The following is an 18625-nucleotide window of genomic DNA, read 5'->3' as shown; positions in this document are numbered from 1 at the left end:
AAAAATGAAAGATTTTTACGGATTGATAATAATTATAATGTTGCTTGGCTTGGCGGCTGAGGTTTATTTCTTGGCGAAACCGCGACGAAATTCGTCAGTGGGCGCGGCGCCGATTTTGGTCGACACGTCAGTACTCATGGATGGGCGAGTGACTGAGCTAGCGAAGACTGGATTTCTGCTGGGCAAAATTATTGTGCCGAGGAGTGTATTGACAGAATTGCAATTATTAGCCGACGGCGCAGACCATGACAAGCGTGAAAGGGCGCGATTCGGCATGGATGTCGTGAAGGAGCTTAAGGATATTTTGAAGTCTTCATTTGAGCTATATGACGACAATATTCGCGTGCCGGAAGGCGTGGATTCTCGCTTGTTGAAATTGGCGAAGGAGATGGATGTGGCAGTGTTGACGGCTTGATTATAATTTGAATAAGGTGGCGCAAGTTGACGGCGTTAAGGTTTTGAATATCAATGAGCTGGCTAAAAGTTTGAGGATGAGTTATTTGCCTGGTGACGAGCTGGATTTGGAGCTGTCGCAGAAGGGGCAAGATTCTCATCAGGCGGTTGGCTATTTGAAAGATGGAACGATGGTGGTTGTTGAGAACGCCAAGCGCTACATTGGGCAAACGAAGAAGATTGAGATTATCCGAAGCTTGCAGACTGACGCTGGAAAAATGATGTTTGCGAAGCTTGTTGGTTGAACAGAAAAAACCTGTAAAGCGAGGAAGGCTAGTGTTCCTAAAAAAGCGCACAAATGGTCGCTCAAAAACATCAGCTCAACACGAGGCTGAGCTGATTAATTTGGTGAATAAACAATAGTTTATTTAGTGAACTTGAATGCTGCCGGTTGAAGTGGCGGTGTAATATGCAGAGTCTCTTACGGTTACAGAAACTGTGTGTGCTCCTGTCGTATCAAGTTCTACTGTGGCGGTCTGCTTGCCGCTTGAAGTAATTTCTGAACTCTTAATACTCTTTCCATCCTCGGTAATTTCGATTGCCGATAAGCCTGAAGTTCCTGCTGTGACGTCGACGTTTATCGTATATTTCTTACCGCTGTTGGTGTATGATATTGCTCCAATTTGCGGTTTAGTGTCGTCGCACTTGTGAACGTTATCTTCTGCGTTTGCGTCGTAGCCTGAAGGAACGGTGATTGATTCTTTCTTAGTCAAAGGATCGATAATCTTTGTCACTTCAATCTCTTCCTTTGCGCCATCCGGAGTGCAGTTTGTTGCCTTTTTCTTGGAGACTTTGTCGAAGGTGATTTTCTCTGTAGATTGACTTTGTCTCTTATTCCACCATGATGGGTAGAGCTCACCGTTGACAGTCTGGATTCCGCTTGGTCGCTCATACCATTGACCTGACTTCCATTTGCCTTCCTTGGCGTAAACTTGGGTGTGGGCGAACTCCATAACCTTTCTAATCACCGGCATTCCGTAGTTAGAAGCTGATGTACCAATCACGCTAGTGTCGGAGTTTCCGAGCCACATTCCCATGACTAGAGCTGGGCTGTAGTTGATAATCCAGAGGTCTTTTGGTTGCGAGCCTTTGTCCGATGTACCGGTCTTTGCGGAGGTTCGAACGCCATTGACGCCCATCCAGCCGTGAAGTCCAGGAGTTCTGTCGGATAAGATGTCGTTCACGATGTATGCTGATTGCGAGTCGATAACTTGCTTGCCTTCATCTTTCCATTTTTTCAGAGTTTCGCCTTGGCTGTTTTTTACTTCAATCACGCTTGAGACTTTTTTTTTGGACTCCCATTCGCGCCAATGTTGAGTAGGCGTTTACTAATTCTGTCTGTTTGGTTCCACATGCGCCAATTGCTGCACCGAGTCCGTAACCGCCGGCATTTTCTTCCTGGCGGCAATAGTTAGGATCGCCCATCCTGCGGATTCCCTCGACGACTGGTTTAGCGGATCCGTCGCCAACGATGTAAGCGGCTTTAATGGCTGGGACGTTTCGGGATAGGGCTAGCGCTCTTCGGATATTGATGGCGCCCATAAACTTATTGTCCCAGTTTCTTAGAGTTGCGCCGTATAGTTTATCGATATTTTCATCTGGCTAAGACTGTGCCGCTACCGTATGCTTGCTTGCTGTCGTGTTTGTCGAATAGTTGAGCAAAGACAAGCGACTTAATCGTGGAGCCTGGCTGGATATAGGAAACTGCGGCGTTGTCCTGACCGAAGCCAGTGTAATTAAAGTCGCGACTACCAACAAGTGCTACGATTTGTCCAGTCTGAACGTCTTCGATTGTTGCGGCGCCGTTACTAATTCGTACAGAATCTGGTCGACCCGTTGCAAAGAATGACTTCATCTCATTTTCAAGTTTTTCCTGAATTCGCCAGTCGAGGGTGGTTTTAATCGTCAATCCACCGCGTCCAACGACTGATTCGCCAAGCTCTTTACTCAACTGATTGCGAACCATCAATAGGAAGTGAGGGGCCTTAATATTCTCCAAGTGTTCGGTCTGCGGCTTAAGTGTGCTTAAGATGTCAATCTTTTTAGCTTTTTCAGCCTCATCTTTGGTAATAACGCCTTGCTCAGCCATGTAGTCCAGAACTGTATGTTGTCGGGCAATCAAAGCTTTATTTCCAGCGGTGTTGTATGGATTGTAGTAAGTTGGATTCTGTGGAATACCAGCAATTAGCGCCGCTTCCGCTAGCGTCAGATCTTTAGCGTGTTTACCAAAGTATGTCTGAGCGGCAGACTCTGCGCCGTTGCGACGACCGCCGTATGGAGATTCGTTCAGGTATAATGACAGAATTTGGTCTTTGCTGTACATGCGCTCGACTTCAATTGCGAGAATGATTTCCTTGATCTTTCGAGGAATACCGCTAATTGATCGATCGCCGGCCTCATCTGCGAAGAAGACTTGCTTGACTAGCTGCTGCGTCAGAGTCGATCCACCCTGAACTTGGCGTCGTGAAGCAGTTGAGAGCATCGCGCGCAACATGCCGCTAATACTGATGCCGTGGTGATTGTAGAAGTTTCGGTCTTCAATTGCGACAGTGGCTTTTTTCAAATAGTCGCTAATCTGGTCAGATTCGACAACCAATTGATAATTACCTGTGCCTTTATCTTCCCAAAGCAAATTGTCATTGCGGTCGTAATATTTAGTGACGGTCGTTTGAACGCGCTTAGCAAGTTCACCAGGGCGAATTTTATCGAGGTCTTTACGGAAGTAAGCGAACATTCCTCCGATAAGTAGTAACATCAACAAGATGCTGACGCCAAGAATTTTCAGCGCCATCAGTCCGCCGCGTTTGGAGAACCAATATTTCGCCAATCGCTTCGGATGTAATCGATAAAAGAACCGCTTTACGGGATGTTTTGGTAAAGTCGCCAAATATTCCGCTCGTTCGCGCGCGTCCTTGTCTTTTTTAGTCTTATGTTTCTGCGCCAAATTGGCATATAAGTTCATCCGTTTTGACGGAGATTTCTTATCGCTTGAGCCGTGTCCGGCGGTGCTTATCGTAGTCTTTTTCTTCACAATTCTATTATATCACGCATATGTTTCGCTTCAATTGTAAAATTGCTATACTAATATATAGAAAAGGAGTGATATGAAATTATCAGAAGAATTACAATGGCGTGGATTCTGGAATCAGACCACATTTACTGACGACAAACTTATCGATTCGGAGAATTTCACGCTCTATTTGGGGACGGATCCTTCGGCGGACAGCTTGCATGTTGGGCATTTGGCAGTTTATATGATGGTTCGGCATTTTTTGGAGCGCGGACATAAAGTGTTTTTGCTTGTTGGCGGCGGCACGGGAATGATTGGCGATATGCGCGATACGGAAGAGCGGAATCTGCTTCCGTACGAGGAAATTGAGCATAATAAGCAAGCCTTAAAATCCCAAGTTTCGCGAATCTTTGCTGGACGAGATTTTACTTTGGTTGATAACGCTGACTGGCTGGCTGAGCTGGAATTGTTGCCGTATTGCTTCGCGATATCGGTAAGAATTTCAATATGGCAGATTCTGGTGAGCCGCGAATTTTTCAAGGCGCGCATTAATAATGGTAAGGGTTTTGAGTTTTGCGGAGTTCACTTACACTTTGCTTCAGGGTTATGATTTTTGGCATCTATTTAATCAATATGGCGTGAATCTGCAAATTGGTGGATCGGATCAATGGGGCAATTTATTATCCGGCGTGTATTTTGATTCGTAAAAAAGAAAATACCGAAGTCTACGCAATGACTGCACCGCTGCTTATCAATAAGTCGACTGGTCGTAAATTTGGTAAATCTGAAGGTGGTGCGGTTTGGCTTGATGAAGTTAAAACCAGCGTCTATAAATTCTATCAATTCTGGCTGAATGTTGATGATGAGAGCGCGATTGAATATATGAAGATATTTACGATGTTGGATCGCGATACGATTGAGGCTATTGCTGAAAATCATGCTGTTAATCCTGGTGCTCGTTCGGCGCAGAAGGTTTTGGCTCGTGAAGTTACTGACATTGTTCACGGTAGCGCGCGTCGTGAATCTGTTGAGCGCGTGACTGAAGTTTTGTTTGGTGGCGGCGATTTTAATAAATTGTCGGACGATGATTTAGGCGCTTTGGCTGAGGAAATTCCTTGCGTTGATGCTGGAATTGATGTGATTGGAGCGTTGGTAGGATTCTGGTGCGGTTGGCTCTAACGGCGAAGCAATGCGATTGTTAAAATCTGGAGCTATTAGCCTAAACGGCGAAAAACTTGCCGAAAATAAAGTCGTCAATGACACGTCGCTACTGAAGAAGGGTAAAAACACATTCGTATTAATTATGGAAGGGGACGAATAATGAAGAAAATTATCGGTTTTGATTTGGATGACACGTTAGCAATTACAAAATCGCCAATTAGCGATCGTATGGCGGGGATTCTTAGTCGATTGCTTGAGAATTATGACGTTTGCGTGATTACGGGCGGCACGTTTCAACAGATAAAGAAGCAGGTGATTGATAGGTTGAATGTTACTCCGGAGTTGCTTCAGAAGTTCCACGCGATGCCGACTTGCGGTACTCGATATTATCGATTTGACGCCGCCGATGATGAATGGAAAATTCAGTATGCGAACGATTTGTCTGACGAGCAAAAAACTCAGATAACCGCGGCATTGGAAGAAGTTGCGAAGGAAATGGGCATTTGGTGCGAGAATCCTGCGGGTGAAATAATTGAAGATCGACATAGCCAGATTACTATGTCGGCTTTGGGGCAGCAAGCTACACCTGAAGATAAATATGCGTGGGCTGAAAAATATAAGGATGTTCGTCCGATATATCGCGACAAGGTGGCGGAGAAGTTGCCTGGGCTTGAGGTGCGAATTGGTGGTACGACCAGCACTGACATCACGCTTCCGGGAATTGATAAGGCTTATGGAATTGGCAGGTTGCTTGAACTGAATGGCTGGTCGAAAGAAGAAACGCTGTTCTTTGGTGACAAAATTGAAGAAGGCGGCAATGATTTTCCAGTGAAGCAAATGGGCGTAGATTCAATCGGCGTGAGAGGCTGGGAAGATACGGCTTACGCTCTGGAAGGCATCAACGCCGTTTCGTAGATGAAACTAACAACTCCTCTCGAGCAAATTAAAGGCGTCGGGCCGAAAACTGCTCAGGCTCTAGCGGCGGCTGGTCTTAAAACGATTTCTGACGCTTTGGATTTTTTACCGCGAGCATATGACGACTATTCAACCGCGGTTAATATCGCAGATCTTCAGCCGGGAAAAGTTACGGTTAAGGCGCGCTGCGAGTCGGTTTCGACGCGTATTGTTCGGCGTGGACTTAGAATCACGACCGCGGTTTTGGCGGATAAATCGGGCAAAGTTAAGGCGGTTTGGTTCAATCAACCGTACCGCGAAACGCAATTAAAATCTGATGCAGAATTTATTTTTTCTGGTCAATTTGGTATGCAATATAATCGCTATCAAATCAATAATCCGTCCGTCGAGTTGGCAAAAGAAGTTGCTAAAGCTGCTGCTGGAAATGCTTCTGGAATTCAGCCGGTTTATAAATCGATCAAAATTATCCGCCCGAAAACCGTGCAAGATTTGATGAAAAATATTCGTCCAATTATGGATTTTTTTGCCCGAGACTTTGCCGGAAAATATTATTCAGCGACAAAAATTTGTCGAGGTCGGTTATGATGAGCTTAAAATTGGCGATGAAATCCTTATTCAGGCTGGCGATGAATTGCCCGCGGACGCGAAAGTTATCGAGTCGAAAGGCTTGGAGCTGAATGAAAGTATGCTAACTGGCGAGTCTGCGTCGATTGAGAAAAAGGACGGCGATGTCGTGTTGGCGGCGTTGACGTTTTATGAGTTGGTCGTGAAGAGTTTCGTCGATCAATTGCCGTTTCCTTTGACGAACGCTCAGCGTCGAGCTGCGTGGCAAATTCTGCAAGATTTGGAGTCTGATCATCCGATGAATCGGTTGTTGCAAGGTGATGTTGGTTCGGGAAAGACTGTTGTTGCGGGTTTGGTGGCTGCGGAAGTGGCTAAGGCTGGTTTTCAGACGGCGATTATGGCGCCGACAGAGATTTTGGCGCAGCAACATGCGAAAACGCTTGACGAGTTATTGTCGCCATTTGGCGTGTCCGTTGCGCTTCTGACGGGTCACGTGAAAGGTGTGGCGCGCAATCAATTATTGGACAATTTGGCTAGCGGCAATATTGACGTTGTGGTCGGCACGCACGCGCTAATTCAGGAAAAAGTTGCGTATCATAAATTGGGATTTGCGGTGATTGACGAACAGCATCGATTTGGCGTGAAGCAACGACAAGCTTTGTTAGAAAAATCTGATTTTATGCCGCATCTTTTAAGTATGACCGCCACGCCAATTCCGCGCAGCTTGGCGCTGACATTGTACGGAGAATTGGATATTTCCATTCTGGACGAGTTGCCCTCTGGTCGTCAGCCGATTCAGACTAAGATTTGGTCGCCAGCATCGGCTCCGAAGCTTTACGAATCGATTGAAAATGAGCTAGCCAAAGGTCGCCAAGCTTACGTTATTTGTCCGTTGATTGACGATAATCCAGATAATGATAAGAAATCGGTGGAGGCGGAATATAATAAATTGTCCAAGACTATTTTCAGTCATCGTCGAGTTGGGTTGTTACACGGGAAGCTTCCTGCTGAAGAAAAAGCTGAAGTGATGCAGAAGTTTGCGGACGGTGAGCTGGATATGTTGGTCAGTACGACTGTGGTTGAGGTTGGTGTGAATGTGCCGAATGCGATGAAGTGATGTTGGATTGAGGGAAATGCGGAACAATTTTGGATTGAGTCAGTTGCATCAATTGCGCGGTCGAGTTGGGCGCGGGAAACATCAGAGTTTTTGTCATTTGATGATGAGCGGCCACGATAAGCCGAGTCAACGACTTTGGGGAGATTGAGAAGTCGCAGGATGGGTTTTGTTTGGCGGAGGTTGATTTGAAATTGCGTGGACCTGGCGAGATTTACGGTAAAATGCAGCACGGGGATTTGAACTTGAAAATTGCTTCGCTGGCGGATACGGCAGCTAATTGCTCGCGCTCAAACCGAAGCTGGAACGCTTTGTCAAAGAGGGGCAAGATTTGCTACAATATAATCATCTGGCGCATGCCGTCAGTCGCTATCAGCGATTAACTGTTTTAAATTAATATGTACGCAGGAACAACAAATTAGGGATGGCTCTGGTCGATTTATTGGCGTCCATCAAAAAATAGATCGAGTCGCAAGGAGAAATATAGAAACCAATTCTTCCTGATTGGTGTGGTTTTTTCCTGATATTAAAAACATTCTTCATTTTGAGGGTAAGAATGGTCCTGATGGTGTCAAGCGAAAGAGTCCGGCTGTGGATGAGCCTTGGCATTTTATAAATCCGGACGATCCGAATGATACTGCGCTTTTGGAGATGATTGACGGACATATTGGCAATTTAGTCGCGAGCGCTGCGAACAAATAATTCCGAGCGAGCAGCGTTTGAGGCGGCTTGGATGGCGCATGCGATTACCAGGCCGGTTTGACTCCGGCTCATCATTTTCCTCTGGAGCAAGCTGTGGGGGACTTTCGCGGCGGTGAAGGGTTGGAGACGCGAACCTCAATTTTGAAGAAAAATCTTATGAAGGGCGATAATGGAATTGAGCTGGTTAAGAACAACTGGAGATTCTGGGGCGCTAAAGGTATGATGACGACTCACGTGGCGTTTGAGGCTGGCGTGGCTAGCGTGGTGTCGTATCCGCGTTTTAAGGACGCAATTCCGAGTGACGATGATATATTGCAAGTGAAAAATCACGGCTATCGTGAGTATTATTTGGACCAAGTTCACGCCGTGGCATCGATGAAAATGTACGACAATTTTAGCAAGAGTGGCTGGACGACGGACCTTGCTTGGCAGACAAATCACGAGCTAATGCCGATTATTATAAAGTCGGTGATGTTGGGCTGGCTGGCGTCTATTTGGAAACTTGAGGCAGAAAAAAGTGAGAGTTAGGATTGTCTCTGGCGAATTTGGCGGACGATTCATAAAAACTCCGCCAGGCTCAACGACTCATCCTATGGGCGAGCGAGTACGTTCAGCTATGTTCAATTCTTTAGGTGAATCGATACGCGGCGCGCGGGTTTTGGATGCTTTTGCGGGGTCTGGTGCTGTTGGGCTAGAGGCGTTAAGTCGCGGCGCAGAGTCGGCGGTTTTCGTGGAGCGAGATCGAGTCGCTCAGCGAGTAATTGCTGAAAACATAAGCATTTTGGGTGTCGAAGAAAAATCTATTGTAATAAAAACAACGATAGTAAATTGGTTGGAAAGTGCGAGTTCAACAGGGGAGTTCGATATTATTTTTGCCGATCCGCCGTACCATAATCCACAGTTTTCCACAGTTTCTCAGGTTAATGAGACTACTCAAACCGGGTGGATTTATGATATTATCACATCCAGGAATAGGTGAGGTGCCAGTTCAAGACAAAACTGTTGTGGTGGACAGTCGTAGTTATGGGGAGGCGCACCTCACCAAGTTCCTACGATTGGAATAATTCTGATGAGCGTTCTGATAAATATCAGAGCGTTTTTAATAGAAAAAAGTAGGTAAATTATGAATGAATTTATTTTAGTAGCAATAAAATTATTGATCGGATTTTTTGCGCTGACGATAATAATTAACGTTACAGGAAAAGGTAATTTGGCGCCATCTTCTGCTAGCGATCAAGTTCAGAATTACGTACTTGGTGGTATTATCGGCGGCGTTATTTATAACAATGATATTAAGATTTTGGACTATGTTGGGATTTTGTGCATATGGTGTGTGTAACGCGGAGCCTGTTAGAACTGTTAAACACATGGGTGGAGTTGCAGCGGGTGCAGCTGAATTGAGCCCCAGAGAACGTGTAGCGCAAGGTGAACTATTCCCAGAAAGCTGGGTTACTGGACAATAAGCAAAACTCCGCAATATCCTGGAATCGTCATTTTGGGGATTTTCTGCGATAATTAAATCAACAGAGTGAGTTGAGGTGATAATATTGGCGTTTTCTGGAATGAAAAAGCTTTGTTTCTCGTCTGCGAAATTGATGAAAATGTAAGCACGTTGACCTGTCAGCTCTCTTTTTAACCCGAGAATAAATCCGTTGCCAGTGTTTTGTACGATGCTCAAATTGCCATTTTTAAGAATTGGGAAGGTTTGGCGCAATTTTAGTAGTTTTCGGTGCATATTAAGCAGGGAATCGTTTGCGATTTTTTCGCTATCAACGTTAATTTTCGTGTGATTTTCATTAACAGGAAGCCAAGGTTTTGCGCTTGAAAAGCCCGCAAATTGCGAATCATTCCATTGCATTGGCGTGCGTTCCAAATCTCGGCTATCAACAACAGAATTGGCGGGGCTAAAATTATCTTGAATGTCATCAGCGGTCAATTCTCCATTCGTCATGCCAATTTCGTCGCCGTAATACACTACGCTAATTCCTGGAGTGAGGAGATTTAAGAAGCTGAGGGCGCGGGCGCGTTCTTCGCCCAATCTGGAGGCGACTCGCGGCTGATCGTGATTTCCGATGCAGAAAAATGGCGTGGTTGAGCTTCTGGATTGTAGGTAATTTTCGATTTTTTTCTCAATATTTTTAGCGTGCCATTCGTTGTCGCGATATTCCATAAAAAACGCCGAGGCTTTTGGGTGGACTGTCAGGATTTGGCTGTATTGATGATAAATATCGCCCAGCTTATCGTCGGGATAAAATTCAAACACCATTTGCTTGTCGTCATATTCATCACAGACTGACGCTAATTCTCGTAAATATTCCTGAAAATGCGGTCCCATTTTACATTGGTCGTGGATAAACGCTCCGTAATCGTTTGGATTGCCATAAAAATCAGGATTTGGAGAGTCGTCTTTAAGGTCGGGGTCTTTGGAAATTCCCCAAATTGCATCGACGCGCATTCCATCAACGCCCACATTAAACCAAAATCGCACTATGTTTTTCATCTCAGCACGCACTTCAGGATTGTCCCAATTCAGATCTGGCTGTGTTTTCAGGAACGAATGCAGGTAAAATTGCCCAGTGGTGCTCGTCAAATTCCCACGAACTGCCGCCAGACAAACTTCGCCAATTGTTAGGCTCGCTATTATTTTTCCGTCGCGCCAAACATAGTAATCTCGCTTGGGGTTGTCGCGTGAAGATCTGGATTCTTGAAACCACGGATGTTGGTCTGAAGTGTGGCAGGGAACGAGGTCGATCATAACTTTAATGTCGAGGTCGTGAGCTTTTTTAAGTAGCGCCTGAAAATCTTGCATTTTTCCGAAAGTCGGATCAATTGCTCGATAATTTGCGATATCATAGCCAAAGTCGGTCAGCGGCGATACGAAGAATGGGGAAATCCAAATCGAATCGATGCCCAGCCATGATAAATAATCCAGCTTCTCGGTAATGCCGTTCAAATCGCCAATTCCATCGCCATTCGTATCCAGAAAACTGCGCGGATAAATTTGATAAAGAGAGGCGACATCTTGCCAAGTTTTCATGATTTAAGTATAAGCGAGATGATAGGGAAAATCAAAACAAATAAATTACATGTGATGATAATGATGAGTCAATGCGTGACCTTTGCGACTAACAAATATAGATTGACGGGATATGATACGGCAAATGACGCGGCGATCATACAAATTAGCCGAATAATCGAATAAATCGGATGAGCTAAGTTCTTATCCATGGCGCCTGGAATGATTAGCATGATTATGTTGTCTACGACGGTCATTGACAGTATGGATAATGTATCGGCTTTTGCGGAAATTATTTCACGAGATTTCTTTATAGACATACATGATGCAGCCAATGTGAACTGGCGGGAGAAACTACACGTCAACGAGGTGGCTCTTCTTATGGGGCTAATGCTCAAAAATAAGGCTGTTAGTTTCGATAATATTAGTAAACATCAAATCGAGAAGACGGTCAAGCGTACCAGATCACTGCTAGATGAGCTTCATTGTACCTATATGTATGATTTTAGCAAAGCTATGATGAAACATACGCCAGAACAAATTAAAACTATGAGCGATGAAGAGAAAGAGAAAGAATTTCGAAAAATCTTTGGTAGTAAAGAAATGATTATAGAAACCACTTTTTATGGTGATACGGGTTTTTACGACGTACAGCCATTTGAGATGGCACAAAAGCTATACGCTCGGGACGAAGATTGGATTAAGAGCAATACGAAGTTTAATATTGTAAAGTCAAAAAGTATATTCTTTGCCCTGAAGAGTATGCTCAATGGTGTGCATTTTGCCCGCTCAACGCTTACTGGTGAAAAAGTAAAGTCATTACGTGCGATAGATGAAATGGCATTTCCTTTTGATCTTATTGTTGAGACCATACAGACTACAGAAAAAAGTATTACAAAAGAAGATATTCGGGCGTTTCTTGAACTATTTAGTTGTTCGTTTGGCGACCAGCCGGAGACCTTCAACGAGCCTGGTGATGAAAATATATTCACCTACAAGCCGATTATTAACCTAGGCAGCGACATCTACTTTTTCCCGAACACGATGGCACTAGCATCGGCTATATATAAAACGCCGAGGCTTTTGGGTGGACTGTCAGGATCTGGCTGTATTGATGATAAATATCGCCCAGCTTATCGTCGGGATAAAATTCAAACACCATTTGCTTGTCGTCATATTCATCGCAGACTGACGCTAATTCTCGCAAATATTCCTGAAAATGCGGCCCCATTTTACAGTGGTTGTGGATAAATGCTCCGTAATCGTTTGGATTGCCATAAAAATCAGGATTTGGAGAGTCGTCTTTGAGATCAGGATCTTTGGAAATTCCCCAAATTGCATCGACGCGCATTCCATCAACGCCCACATTAAACCAAAATCGCACTATATTTTTCATTTCAGCACGCACTTCAGGATTATCCCAATTCAGATCTGGCTGCGTTTTTAGGAATGAATGCAGGTAAAATTGCCCAGTGTGTTCGTCAAATTCCCACGAACTGCCGCCAGACAAACTTCGCCAATTGTTAGGCTCGCTATTATCTTTTCCGTCGCGCCAAACATAGTAATCTCGCTTGTGGTTATCACGCGAAGATCTGGATTCTTGAAACCACGGATGTTGGTCTGAAGTGTGGCAGGGAACGAGGTCGATCATAACTTTAATATCGAGATCGTGAGCTTTTTTAAGTAGCGCTTGGAAATCTTCCATTTGACCAAAAGTAGGATCAATAGCTCGATAATTTGCAATATCATAGCCAAAGTCGGTCAGTGGTGATACGAAGAACGGGGAAATCCAAATCGAATCGATGCTCAGCCATGATAAATAATCCAGCTTCTCGGTAACGCCGTTCAAATCGCCAATTCCATCGCCATTGGTATCTAGAAAGCTGCGCGGATAAATTTGATAAAGAGAGGCTACATCTTGCCAGGTTTTCATGGCTTAAGTATAAGCGAGATGAGAGCAAAATTCCAGTTTTTAGATAGTGATGCAAAAATTATTGACATTCCTACTTTACTTTGTTGAGTTTCGTCGCCGGACGTCATTTTATCGGCAATGTGCGTGCGGAGATGTCGCTCCAGAATAAGTTTATTGAGAGACGCTAACTACTTTTGTATTGGTTAGACTTTGGGTTCAAACCATCCATGCAATACGCGTCGTCGGTAATTTGTTTCTCGAGTCCGCGCATTTGTCCTAATTCGTATGTATGTAGCGCTGGAGTTCTACGGTTTGATGTCTGCTGATATCCATAATATAATCATATACCCCTGGGGGTATTATGTCAAATGTAAAATTAGCTTATCTATTATAATATCACGAAAAAACCGACCCGGGGGGCTAAATATCTAATTGGTGCGGGTAAGGAGACTCTAACTCCTGGCCTCTTCCATGGCAAGGAAGCGCTCTAACAACTGAGCTATACCCGCATGTTGTTCACGATTTATTGTAGCAAAGTCGTGAATGAAATGCAATATTGGTGGCTCCTCCCAGACTTGAACTGGGGACACAAGGCTCTTCAGGCCTCTGCTCTACCAACTGAGCTAAAGAGCCACAAACTTGCTATTTAATTGTACTAAAGTTGTCGCTATCTGGCAAGGGTGTTATAATTTTATCGAGCGCGGGTGTCGTATAGCGGCTATTATGTGACCTTCCCAAGGTTGAGATGGGAGTTCGACTCTCCCCATCCGCACCAGGAATTATAAAAGCACCCTGTAAAATTACAGAGTGCTTATTTTATTGATAAATGTTCTATTTTTTATCGCCACGAATTGCGTCGATGAGTTCGATAGGGAATAACATCATCGTCTTTTGGCTTGGCTCTGTGGAGATTCGCTCTAAGGTGTTCAATGTTCGCAGATTGATAGCGCCTTGAGTTTTTGCTAGGATTTCTGCGGCCTGAGCTAATGTTTCGGCTGCGGCTTTTTCGCCGTCAGCGTTGATGATGTTGGCGCGGCGCTCGCGTTCTGCCTCGGCTTGTTTGGCCATGGCACGCTTCATATCGCCAGGAAGTTCGATATTCTGAATCTTAACGTTCTCGACATCGATACCCCATTTGTCAGTTTCGGCATCAACAATTTCCTTGATTTGCTGGGAAATTTCTTCGCGCTTGGCGAGCAAATCGTCCATATCAACGTTACCGGTGACGTCGCGCAGTGCTGCTTGGGCAAATTGGCTAGTCGCGTAAATATAGTTCGTGGTTTCCAGCACGGCTTTTGGCGCGTTGATAACTCGGAAATAAACCACCGCATCAACGCCGACCGTGACGTTGTCTTTGGTGATGACTTCTTGTTTTGGAACGTCAATTGGAGTTGAACGAATATCGACCAACATCATCGTCTGCAATCCTGGAATGACGACTCTTAATCCTGGTTCGCGAACGCCAGTAAATTTACCGAGCGTCAAAACCACGCCGCGCTGATATTGATTGACGATTTTAATGCCGCTTAGCACATAAAGCCCGATAAACGACAAGATTATTATTACGAATGCTTCCATTTTTCCTCCTATTTATATAGATCTATTGTAGCATTTTGTGCGAGGAAAGTGTAAACGGCGGAGACTTTTTGGCTTTATGGATTTCGCGATATAATGGAAGTATGAGTGATAGTAGGCAGCCGCTGGCTGAACGGATGAGGCCGCAGACGCTGGACGAGGTGATAGGGCAGAGTCATTTGCTTGGCGAGGGCGAGTTATTGAGGCGAATCGTTAAGAATGGTGAGCCGGTCAGTTTGATATTGTGGGGTCCGCCGGGAACTGGAAAAACGACGTTGGCGCGGATTATTGCGCGCGAGGTGAAGGCGGAGTTTATTGAGCTGTCGGCAGTTACAAGCGGAAAAAAGGATGTTGAACAAGTGATTGAGCACGCCCGTCAAAATTGGAATTTAGGACTCAGGACAATTCTATTCGTTGACGAAATCCATCGTTTCAATAAGGCTCAGCAAGACGCGTTTTTGCCGCACGTTGAGAGTGGGCTAATTACGTTAATCGGTGCGACGACCGAGAATCCGAGCTTTGAAGTCATCACGCCGCTACTGTCGCGTTCTCGGGTTTTGGTTCTCCAGCGATTGACAAAAGACGAAATTATATCGGTATTAAAAAGAGCGCTGAAAGTTCTGAAAAAGTCTAAGCAAGTTTCGCCTAAAGCTCTGGACTATTTGGCGGAATTATCGGATGGCGACGCAAGGGTGGCGCTGGGCAATTTGGAATTGGCGCTGAGTTTTAACGAAAAAGTAACGCCGGAAGTGGTTAAGGCGGCGGCTCAGAAGCGACTTCCGGGCTATGATAAAAAAGGCGATTCGCATTACGACGTGATTTCCGCTTTTATCAAGTCGCTAAGAGGCAGTGACGCGACGGCTGCGACGTATTATTTGGCGCGAATGATTGACGCGGGCGAGGATCCAGAAGTTTGTTGCTCGGCGAATGGTGATTTTTGCGTCGGGAAGATATCGGGCTGGCGGGTAATGGTGCGCTGAGCTTGGCAATTGCAACGTTTGAGGCTGTCGAGCGCGTCGGTCTTCCGGAGGCGAAGAGTACAATTTGTTCCGTTGTGCTATTGCGTTGGCTCGTAGTCGGAAGTCGCGTGAAATTACTGATTTTAATGCACGGCGCTTTTGAATTGGCGCGCAAATATCCGAATTCTCCCGTGCCGTTACGTCTCAGGAACGCTCCGACCAAATTGATGAAAGGATTTGGGCCTATAACAGGGGCTACAAATGGTGAGCTGGCTTTCAGCATGACAAAGGATTTTTACCAGAGGAAATTAAGGATGTGGTATAATTGGCATATCAATATTCTTAAAAGGAGAAGTTAATATGTCAAAACAAGAACCTCAGCAGCCGCAATATGCGCCACAGCCTGATCCAAACGCACAATACGGTCCTGCACCACAACCGCAGAATACCCCGTATGAGCAGCAACCAGTCAGCCAACAATATTTTGCACAGCCTCAAGCAGCGCCAGTGCAATATGTCGTGATGGCGGAATCCCTGAAGGGTGTTAAGGGTTGGTTAATGTTCTTTTTGTTGTTTGTTTCGTTATCGGTAGCCTTGTCAATACGGCAGTGTTTTTCCGAGGCGATAATGAATCTTAGCCAGCCTGAAAACGTGTCATTTCTTTGATATTTTCACCTATACTAGTAGTCTTGGCTATTTGTGCAGTTGTGTTTATAACGATGCAGAAGCGTCTTGGTAAGTGGTTAGCCGTTGCTACGATCGCCACGGCTGGATTGGGCAATGTTGCAAATGCGGTAGTTATATATGCATCCGGAAGGTCAGGGGTAGACGTTCCAGCATTTATTACCGGAATCGTTACAATGCTAATAGTAGAAGGATTGGTAATCTTGTACTTCTTTGCTTCTCGTCGAGTCAAAGAAACTCTTGTCAACTAATTGATCTTTCATATAAAAATAGCCGCTCCATTACGGGGCGGTTATTTTGTGGTTTACGCAATTATTGTTTCGCGGCGCGTTTTCGCTCGTTTGCGTCCAGATATCGCTTGCGAAGTCGTAATGATTTTGGCGTAACTTCCAAAAGCTCGTCATCTTCGATAAAGTCGATACATTGCTCCAAGCTAAACTGCGTAAATGGCGTCAATTGCACAGTTCCATCCGATGATTTGGAGCGCATGTTGGTCAAGTGCTTGGCTTTACAAACGTTGATTTCGATGTCTTCTTGGCGATTGTAAATTCCGACAATCATTCCGGCGTAAACTTCTGTTCCTGGTCCGACCAGTAATTCGCCGCGCGCTTCCGCTGCTTGCAAAGCGTAAGGTGTTGTCGTGCCAGCCTCAAACGCAATCAAAACTCCATTGCGGGTTTTTGGCAATTTTCCGCCAAGCGGTTGATATCCGTGAGGCAGGGAATTCATAATCACCGTACCTCTGGTGGCGGTCAATAAAATGTTGCGCAGGCTAATCAGCGCCCTCGTTGGCAAAATGTAAGTCAGGCGAGCAGCGCCAGCGGTGGTTGTTTCCTGAGATTTCATTTCCAGCGTGTCGCGCGCCAAGTTCTTGGCTTCGATCTCGCTGATGAATTCGCTTTTGATTTCGATTTGTAATTCTTCAATCGGTTCTTTTCGACGCCGTCCTCGGTGATTGTGACCACTTGCGGGCGGCCAACTTCAAATTCAAAGCCTTCGCGCCGCATGGTCTCGATCAAGACACTCAGGTGCAGTTCACCGCGGCCAGATACCGTAAAGCCGATGCCGTTTTCTTCGACGCGCAGCGCCACGTTGGTTTCCAGCTCCCGCCTCAATCGGTCGCCAATTTGCCGCGAGGTGGTAAATTCGCCCTCGCGCCCCTTTCATTGGGCTGGTGTTTGGTCTGAGGTACATGCTCAGCGTTGGCGCTTCGATGTCAATTGTTGGTAGGGCTTCGGGTTGTTCTTTGTCGGCAATGGTGTCGCCAATGTGCGCGTCAGTCACGCCAACCAGCGCCACGATGTCGCCGGCAAACGCTTCGTCAAGTTCTTCGCGGTTCAATCCGCGGCGGTAGCCAAAAGCTTTCTCGATTCGTGCTGAACCTGCGACTTCGCCATTTTTCATCAAACTGACTTGTAAGCCACGCTTAACGGATCCGCGAGCAATTCGCCCAATCGCGTATTTTCCTTGGAATGTGTCGTATTGTAAGCTGGTAACAAGCAATTGAAACGCGCCATCTTCCGTCACGTCTGGCGCTGGAATATCGTTGATAATCGCGTCAAAAATTGGCGTCAAATCCGCGTCTTCGTCGGTGTTTGCAGGAATTTCTTTCCATGATTTTCCGTCGCGTCCGATTGCGTAATAAATTGGATATTGCAATTGAGAATCGTCGGTCGCTAGCTCCAAAAACAGATCGCTCAACTCATCTTCAACTTCGGCAATTCGTCTGGCTGGCTTGTCAATCTTATTGATAATCACGACAGGCTTCAGTCCCAGCTCAAGCGCCTTCGCTAATACGAATTTGGTCTGAGGCATCGGACCTTCCTGTGCGTCCACGATCAGCAGAACGCCGTCAGCCATATTCAAGGTTCGCTCAACTTCGCCAGAGAAATCGGCGTGTCCTGGCGTGTCGATGATGTTTATTTTATAGTCGCCGTAAAAAATTGACGTTTGTTTGGCGGTGATGGTGATACCGCGCTCGTGCTCTTGATCGCCGGAATCCATAATCAATTCCTGGCTCATCTCGGCTTGGTTGTCGCGGAATGTTCGCGACTGCTTTAATAGCCCGTCAACCATGGTCGTTTTGCCGTGGTCGACGTGGGCAATAATGGCAATGTTTCGAATCTTGCTAGCGTCCTTCATAAAAATATGGTCTGATATTAGCACAGACCTTCCTCTTAATATAAAATTTTACCACGATAAGGGGGAAATAAAAAGAGTGAAAGTTGTGTTTAATGCTTTAGTATACTGTAATTTGCTGTTCGTCAAGTTGGTCTTTTGGAAAATTTATCAGCTGACGTTTTGCTGTCGGCTCTATGTAAAATATCTAGATCAGCCATTACTATACCGAGGGCTTTCGTTGCTAATTTAACTTGCGTCGGATTTATTTTTAATTCTTGGCGGGCTAATTTCTTCGCTTTTTTATTCTTCGTACAGGCTATTAGTAGTTCGGGATAGTCCGGTATGTCGTCTGACTGGGGTATGTACATTCCATAAGCAGGTCTCTGTTCGGGTGAAGTAATTTACGATCTTGTCTTGTCGAATTTTTATTCCCCAACGT

At 45.4% G+C, this 18625-nt stretch carries 23 protein-coding genes, 3 tRNA genes and 3 pseudogenes; 19 read left to right on the top strand and 10 right to left on the bottom strand.

The genetic code is table 11. From position 1 onward, the window contains the following. Positions 1-4 precede the first annotated feature (4 nt). From KOY49_RS02940 to KOY49_RS05005, 3 genes are read left to right on the top strand one after another with little or no spacing between them, the layout of a single operon-like run. Positions 5-415 carry a PIN/TRAM domain-containing protein gene (locus KOY49_RS02940; protein WP_232735930.1) on the top strand — a complete coding sequence of 137 codons (411 nt, stop codon included), beginning with the start codon at positions 5-7 and terminating at the stop codon, positions 413-415. Between the two features lie 16 nt (positions 416-431). Then, complete coding sequence (locus KOY49_RS02935) at positions 432-698, top strand: TRAM domain-containing protein (protein ID WP_332873940.1); 267 nt, start codon at positions 432-434, stop codon at positions 696-698. Next, complete coding sequence (locus tag KOY49_RS05005; RefSeq protein ID WP_269802124.1) at positions 688-816, top strand: hypothetical protein; 129 nt, start codon at positions 688-690, stop codon at positions 814-816. The genes KOY49_RS02935 and KOY49_RS05005 overlap by 11 nt, the downstream gene beginning before the upstream one ends. A gap of 5 nt (positions 817-821) precedes the next feature. On the opposite strand, the gene KOY49_RS02930 is transcribed toward KOY49_RS05005, so the two are convergent. The 3 genes from KOY49_RS02930 to KOY49_RS02920 are packed head-to-tail and all read right to left on the bottom strand — an operon-like array spanning position 822 to position 3484. After that, positions 822-1727 (bottom strand): hypothetical protein, encoded by a 906-nt coding sequence (locus tag KOY49_RS02930; protein ID WP_232735928.1) that lies wholly within the window; start codon positions 1725-1727, stop codon positions 822-824. Next, the gene (locus KOY49_RS02925) at positions 1720-1995 is read right to left on the bottom strand and encodes a hypothetical protein (protein WP_232735927.1); all 276 of its coding nucleotides are present in this window, start codon (positions 1993-1995) and stop codon (positions 1720-1722) included. Before KOY49_RS02925 ends, KOY49_RS02930 begins: the two co-directional genes overlap by 8 nt. Before the next feature lie 52 nt (positions 1996-2047). After that, complete coding sequence (locus KOY49_RS02920; protein ID WP_232735926.1) at positions 2048-3484, bottom strand: transglycosylase domain-containing protein; 1437 nt, start codon at positions 3482-3484, stop codon at positions 2048-2050. Positions 3485-3557: 73 nt separating this feature from the next. Between KOY49_RS02920 and KOY49_RS05000 the strand changes: the two genes are divergently transcribed. From KOY49_RS05000 to KOY49_RS02875, 12 genes and pseudogenes are all read left to right on the top strand, one after another. Next, the gene (locus KOY49_RS05000; protein WP_269802123.1) at positions 3558-4073 is read left to right on the top strand and encodes a tyrosine--tRNA ligase; all 516 of its coding nucleotides are present in this window, start codon (positions 3558-3560) and stop codon (positions 4071-4073) included. After that, positions 4018-4170, top strand: coding sequence for a hypothetical protein (locus KOY49_RS05435; RefSeq protein ID WP_376787511.1), 153 nt, complete (start codon positions 4018-4020; stop codon positions 4168-4170). The genes KOY49_RS05000 and KOY49_RS05435 overlap by 56 nt, the downstream gene beginning before the upstream one ends. Continuing rightward, positions 4118-4642, top strand: a complete 525-nt coding sequence (locus KOY49_RS04995; RefSeq protein ID WP_269802122.1) for a tyrosine--tRNA ligase — start codon at positions 4118-4120, stop codon at positions 4640-4642. Before KOY49_RS05435 ends, KOY49_RS04995 begins: the two co-directional genes overlap by 53 nt. A 10-nt stretch (positions 4643-4652) precedes the next feature. Beyond that, positions 4653-4784, top strand: a complete 132-nt coding sequence (locus tag KOY49_RS04990) for a hypothetical protein (RefSeq protein WP_269802121.1) — start codon at positions 4653-4655, stop codon at positions 4782-4784. After that, positions 4784-5539 carry an HAD-IIB family hydrolase gene (locus KOY49_RS02910; RefSeq protein ID WP_178142960.1) on the top strand — a complete coding sequence of 252 codons (756 nt, stop codon included), beginning with the start codon at positions 4784-4786 and terminating at the stop codon, positions 5537-5539. The genes KOY49_RS04990 and KOY49_RS02910 overlap by 1 nt, the downstream gene beginning before the upstream one ends. Next, the gene (locus KOY49_RS02905; protein WP_232735925.1) at positions 5540-6124 is read left to right on the top strand and encodes an OB-fold nucleic acid binding domain-containing protein; all 585 of its coding nucleotides are present in this window, start codon (positions 5540-5542) and stop codon (positions 6122-6124) included. Next, positions 6075-7220, top strand: a complete 1146-nt coding sequence (locus KOY49_RS02900; RefSeq protein WP_232735924.1) for an ATP-dependent DNA helicase RecG — start codon at positions 6075-6077, stop codon at positions 7218-7220. The genes KOY49_RS02905 and KOY49_RS02900 overlap by 50 nt, the downstream gene beginning before the upstream one ends. A 185-nt stretch (positions 7221-7405) precedes the next feature. After that, entirely contained in the window at positions 7406-7600 is a 195-nt protein-coding gene (locus KOY49_RS02895) for a hypothetical protein (RefSeq protein WP_232735923.1), read from the top strand. A gap of 124 nt (positions 7601-7724) precedes the next feature. Further along, complete coding sequence (locus KOY49_RS02890) at positions 7725-7919, top strand: hypothetical protein (protein ID WP_232735922.1); 195 nt, start codon at positions 7725-7727, stop codon at positions 7917-7919. A 57-nt stretch (positions 7920-7976) separates the two neighbouring features. Beyond that, positions 7977-8447, top strand: a complete 471-nt coding sequence (locus KOY49_RS02885) for a hypothetical protein (protein WP_232735921.1) — start codon at positions 7977-7979, stop codon at positions 8445-8447. Beyond that, entirely contained in the window at positions 8422-8898 is a 477-nt protein-coding gene (rsmD, locus tag KOY49_RS02880; protein ID WP_232735920.1) for a 16S rRNA (guanine(966)-N(2))-methyltransferase RsmD, read from the top strand. Before KOY49_RS02885 ends, rsmD begins: the two co-directional genes overlap by 26 nt. 144 nt (positions 8899-9042) lie before the next feature. Next, positions 9043-9252, top strand: a pseudogene (locus tag KOY49_RS02875) (DUF421 domain-containing protein); the annotation flags it as partial. A 408-nt stretch (positions 9253-9660) separates the two neighbouring features. On the opposite strand, the pseudogene KOY49_RS02870 reads toward KOY49_RS02875, so the two are convergent. From KOY49_RS02870 to KOY49_RS02855, 5 genes and pseudogenes are all read right to left on the bottom strand, one after another. Further along, positions 9661-10956, bottom strand: a pseudogene (locus KOY49_RS02870) (alpha-amylase family glycosyl hydrolase); the annotation flags it as partial. 68 nt (positions 10957-11024) lie between these two features. Next, the gene (locus KOY49_RS05430; RefSeq protein ID WP_376787510.1) at positions 11025-11168 is read right to left on the bottom strand and encodes a hypothetical protein; all 144 of its coding nucleotides are present in this window, start codon (positions 11166-11168) and stop codon (positions 11025-11027) included. 827 nt (positions 11169-11995) lie between these two features. After that, positions 11996-12868, bottom strand: coding sequence for an alpha-amylase family glycosyl hydrolase (locus KOY49_RS02865; protein WP_232735919.1), 873 nt, complete (start codon positions 12866-12868; stop codon positions 11996-11998). 412 nt (positions 12869-13280) lie between these two features. Continuing rightward, positions 13281-13356 (bottom strand) — tRNA-Gly (locus KOY49_RS02860). A 48-nt stretch (positions 13357-13404) separates the two neighbouring features. Continuing rightward, positions 13405-13480: transfer RNA gene (locus tag KOY49_RS02855), tRNA-Phe, on the bottom strand. A 67-nt stretch (positions 13481-13547) separates the two neighbouring features. Between KOY49_RS02855 and KOY49_RS02850 the strand changes: the two genes are divergently transcribed. Beyond that, positions 13548-13622, top strand: a tRNA-Gly gene (locus tag KOY49_RS02850). 56 nt (positions 13623-13678) lie between these two features. Here KOY49_RS02850 and KOY49_RS02845 read toward each other — a convergent pair. Further along, on the bottom strand, positions 13679-14425 hold the full coding sequence (locus KOY49_RS02845; protein WP_232735918.1) for a slipin family protein: 747 nt from the start codon (positions 14423-14425) through the stop codon (positions 13679-13681). 101 nt (positions 14426-14526) lie between these two features. Here KOY49_RS02845 and KOY49_RS02840 point away from each other — a divergent pair, with 101 nt between their 5' ends. The 3 genes from KOY49_RS02840 to KOY49_RS02835 are packed head-to-tail and all read left to right on the top strand — an operon-like array spanning position 14527 to position 16047. Beyond that, positions 14527-15402: a replication-associated recombination protein A gene (locus tag KOY49_RS02840; protein WP_269802120.1), complete on the top strand. Its 876-nt coding sequence runs from the start codon at positions 14527-14529 to the stop codon at positions 15400-15402. Further along, the gene (locus KOY49_RS04985; RefSeq protein ID WP_269802119.1) at positions 15360-15740 is read left to right on the top strand and encodes an AAA family ATPase; all 381 of its coding nucleotides are present in this window, start codon (positions 15360-15362) and stop codon (positions 15738-15740) included. Before KOY49_RS02840 ends, KOY49_RS04985 begins: the two co-directional genes overlap by 43 nt. 1 nt (position 15741) lies before the next feature. Beyond that, entirely contained in the window at positions 15742-16047 is a 306-nt protein-coding gene (locus tag KOY49_RS02835) for a hypothetical protein (RefSeq protein WP_232735917.1), read from the top strand. Between the two features lie 330 nt (positions 16048-16377). Here the strand turns inward: KOY49_RS02835 and typA are convergent. Then, positions 16378-18207: pseudogene (gene typA / locus KOY49_RS02830) on the bottom strand (translational GTPase TypA). Between the last annotated feature and the right edge of the window lie 418 nt (positions 18208-18625).

It is taken from the genome of Candidatus Minimicrobia vallesae (genome assembly GCF_018866205.1).
Lineage (GTDB): Bacteria > Patescibacteriota > Saccharimonadia > Saccharimonadales > Saccharimonadaceae > Nanosynbacter > Nanosynbacter vallesae.
This window is presented reverse-complemented; position numbering and strand designations above follow the sequence as displayed.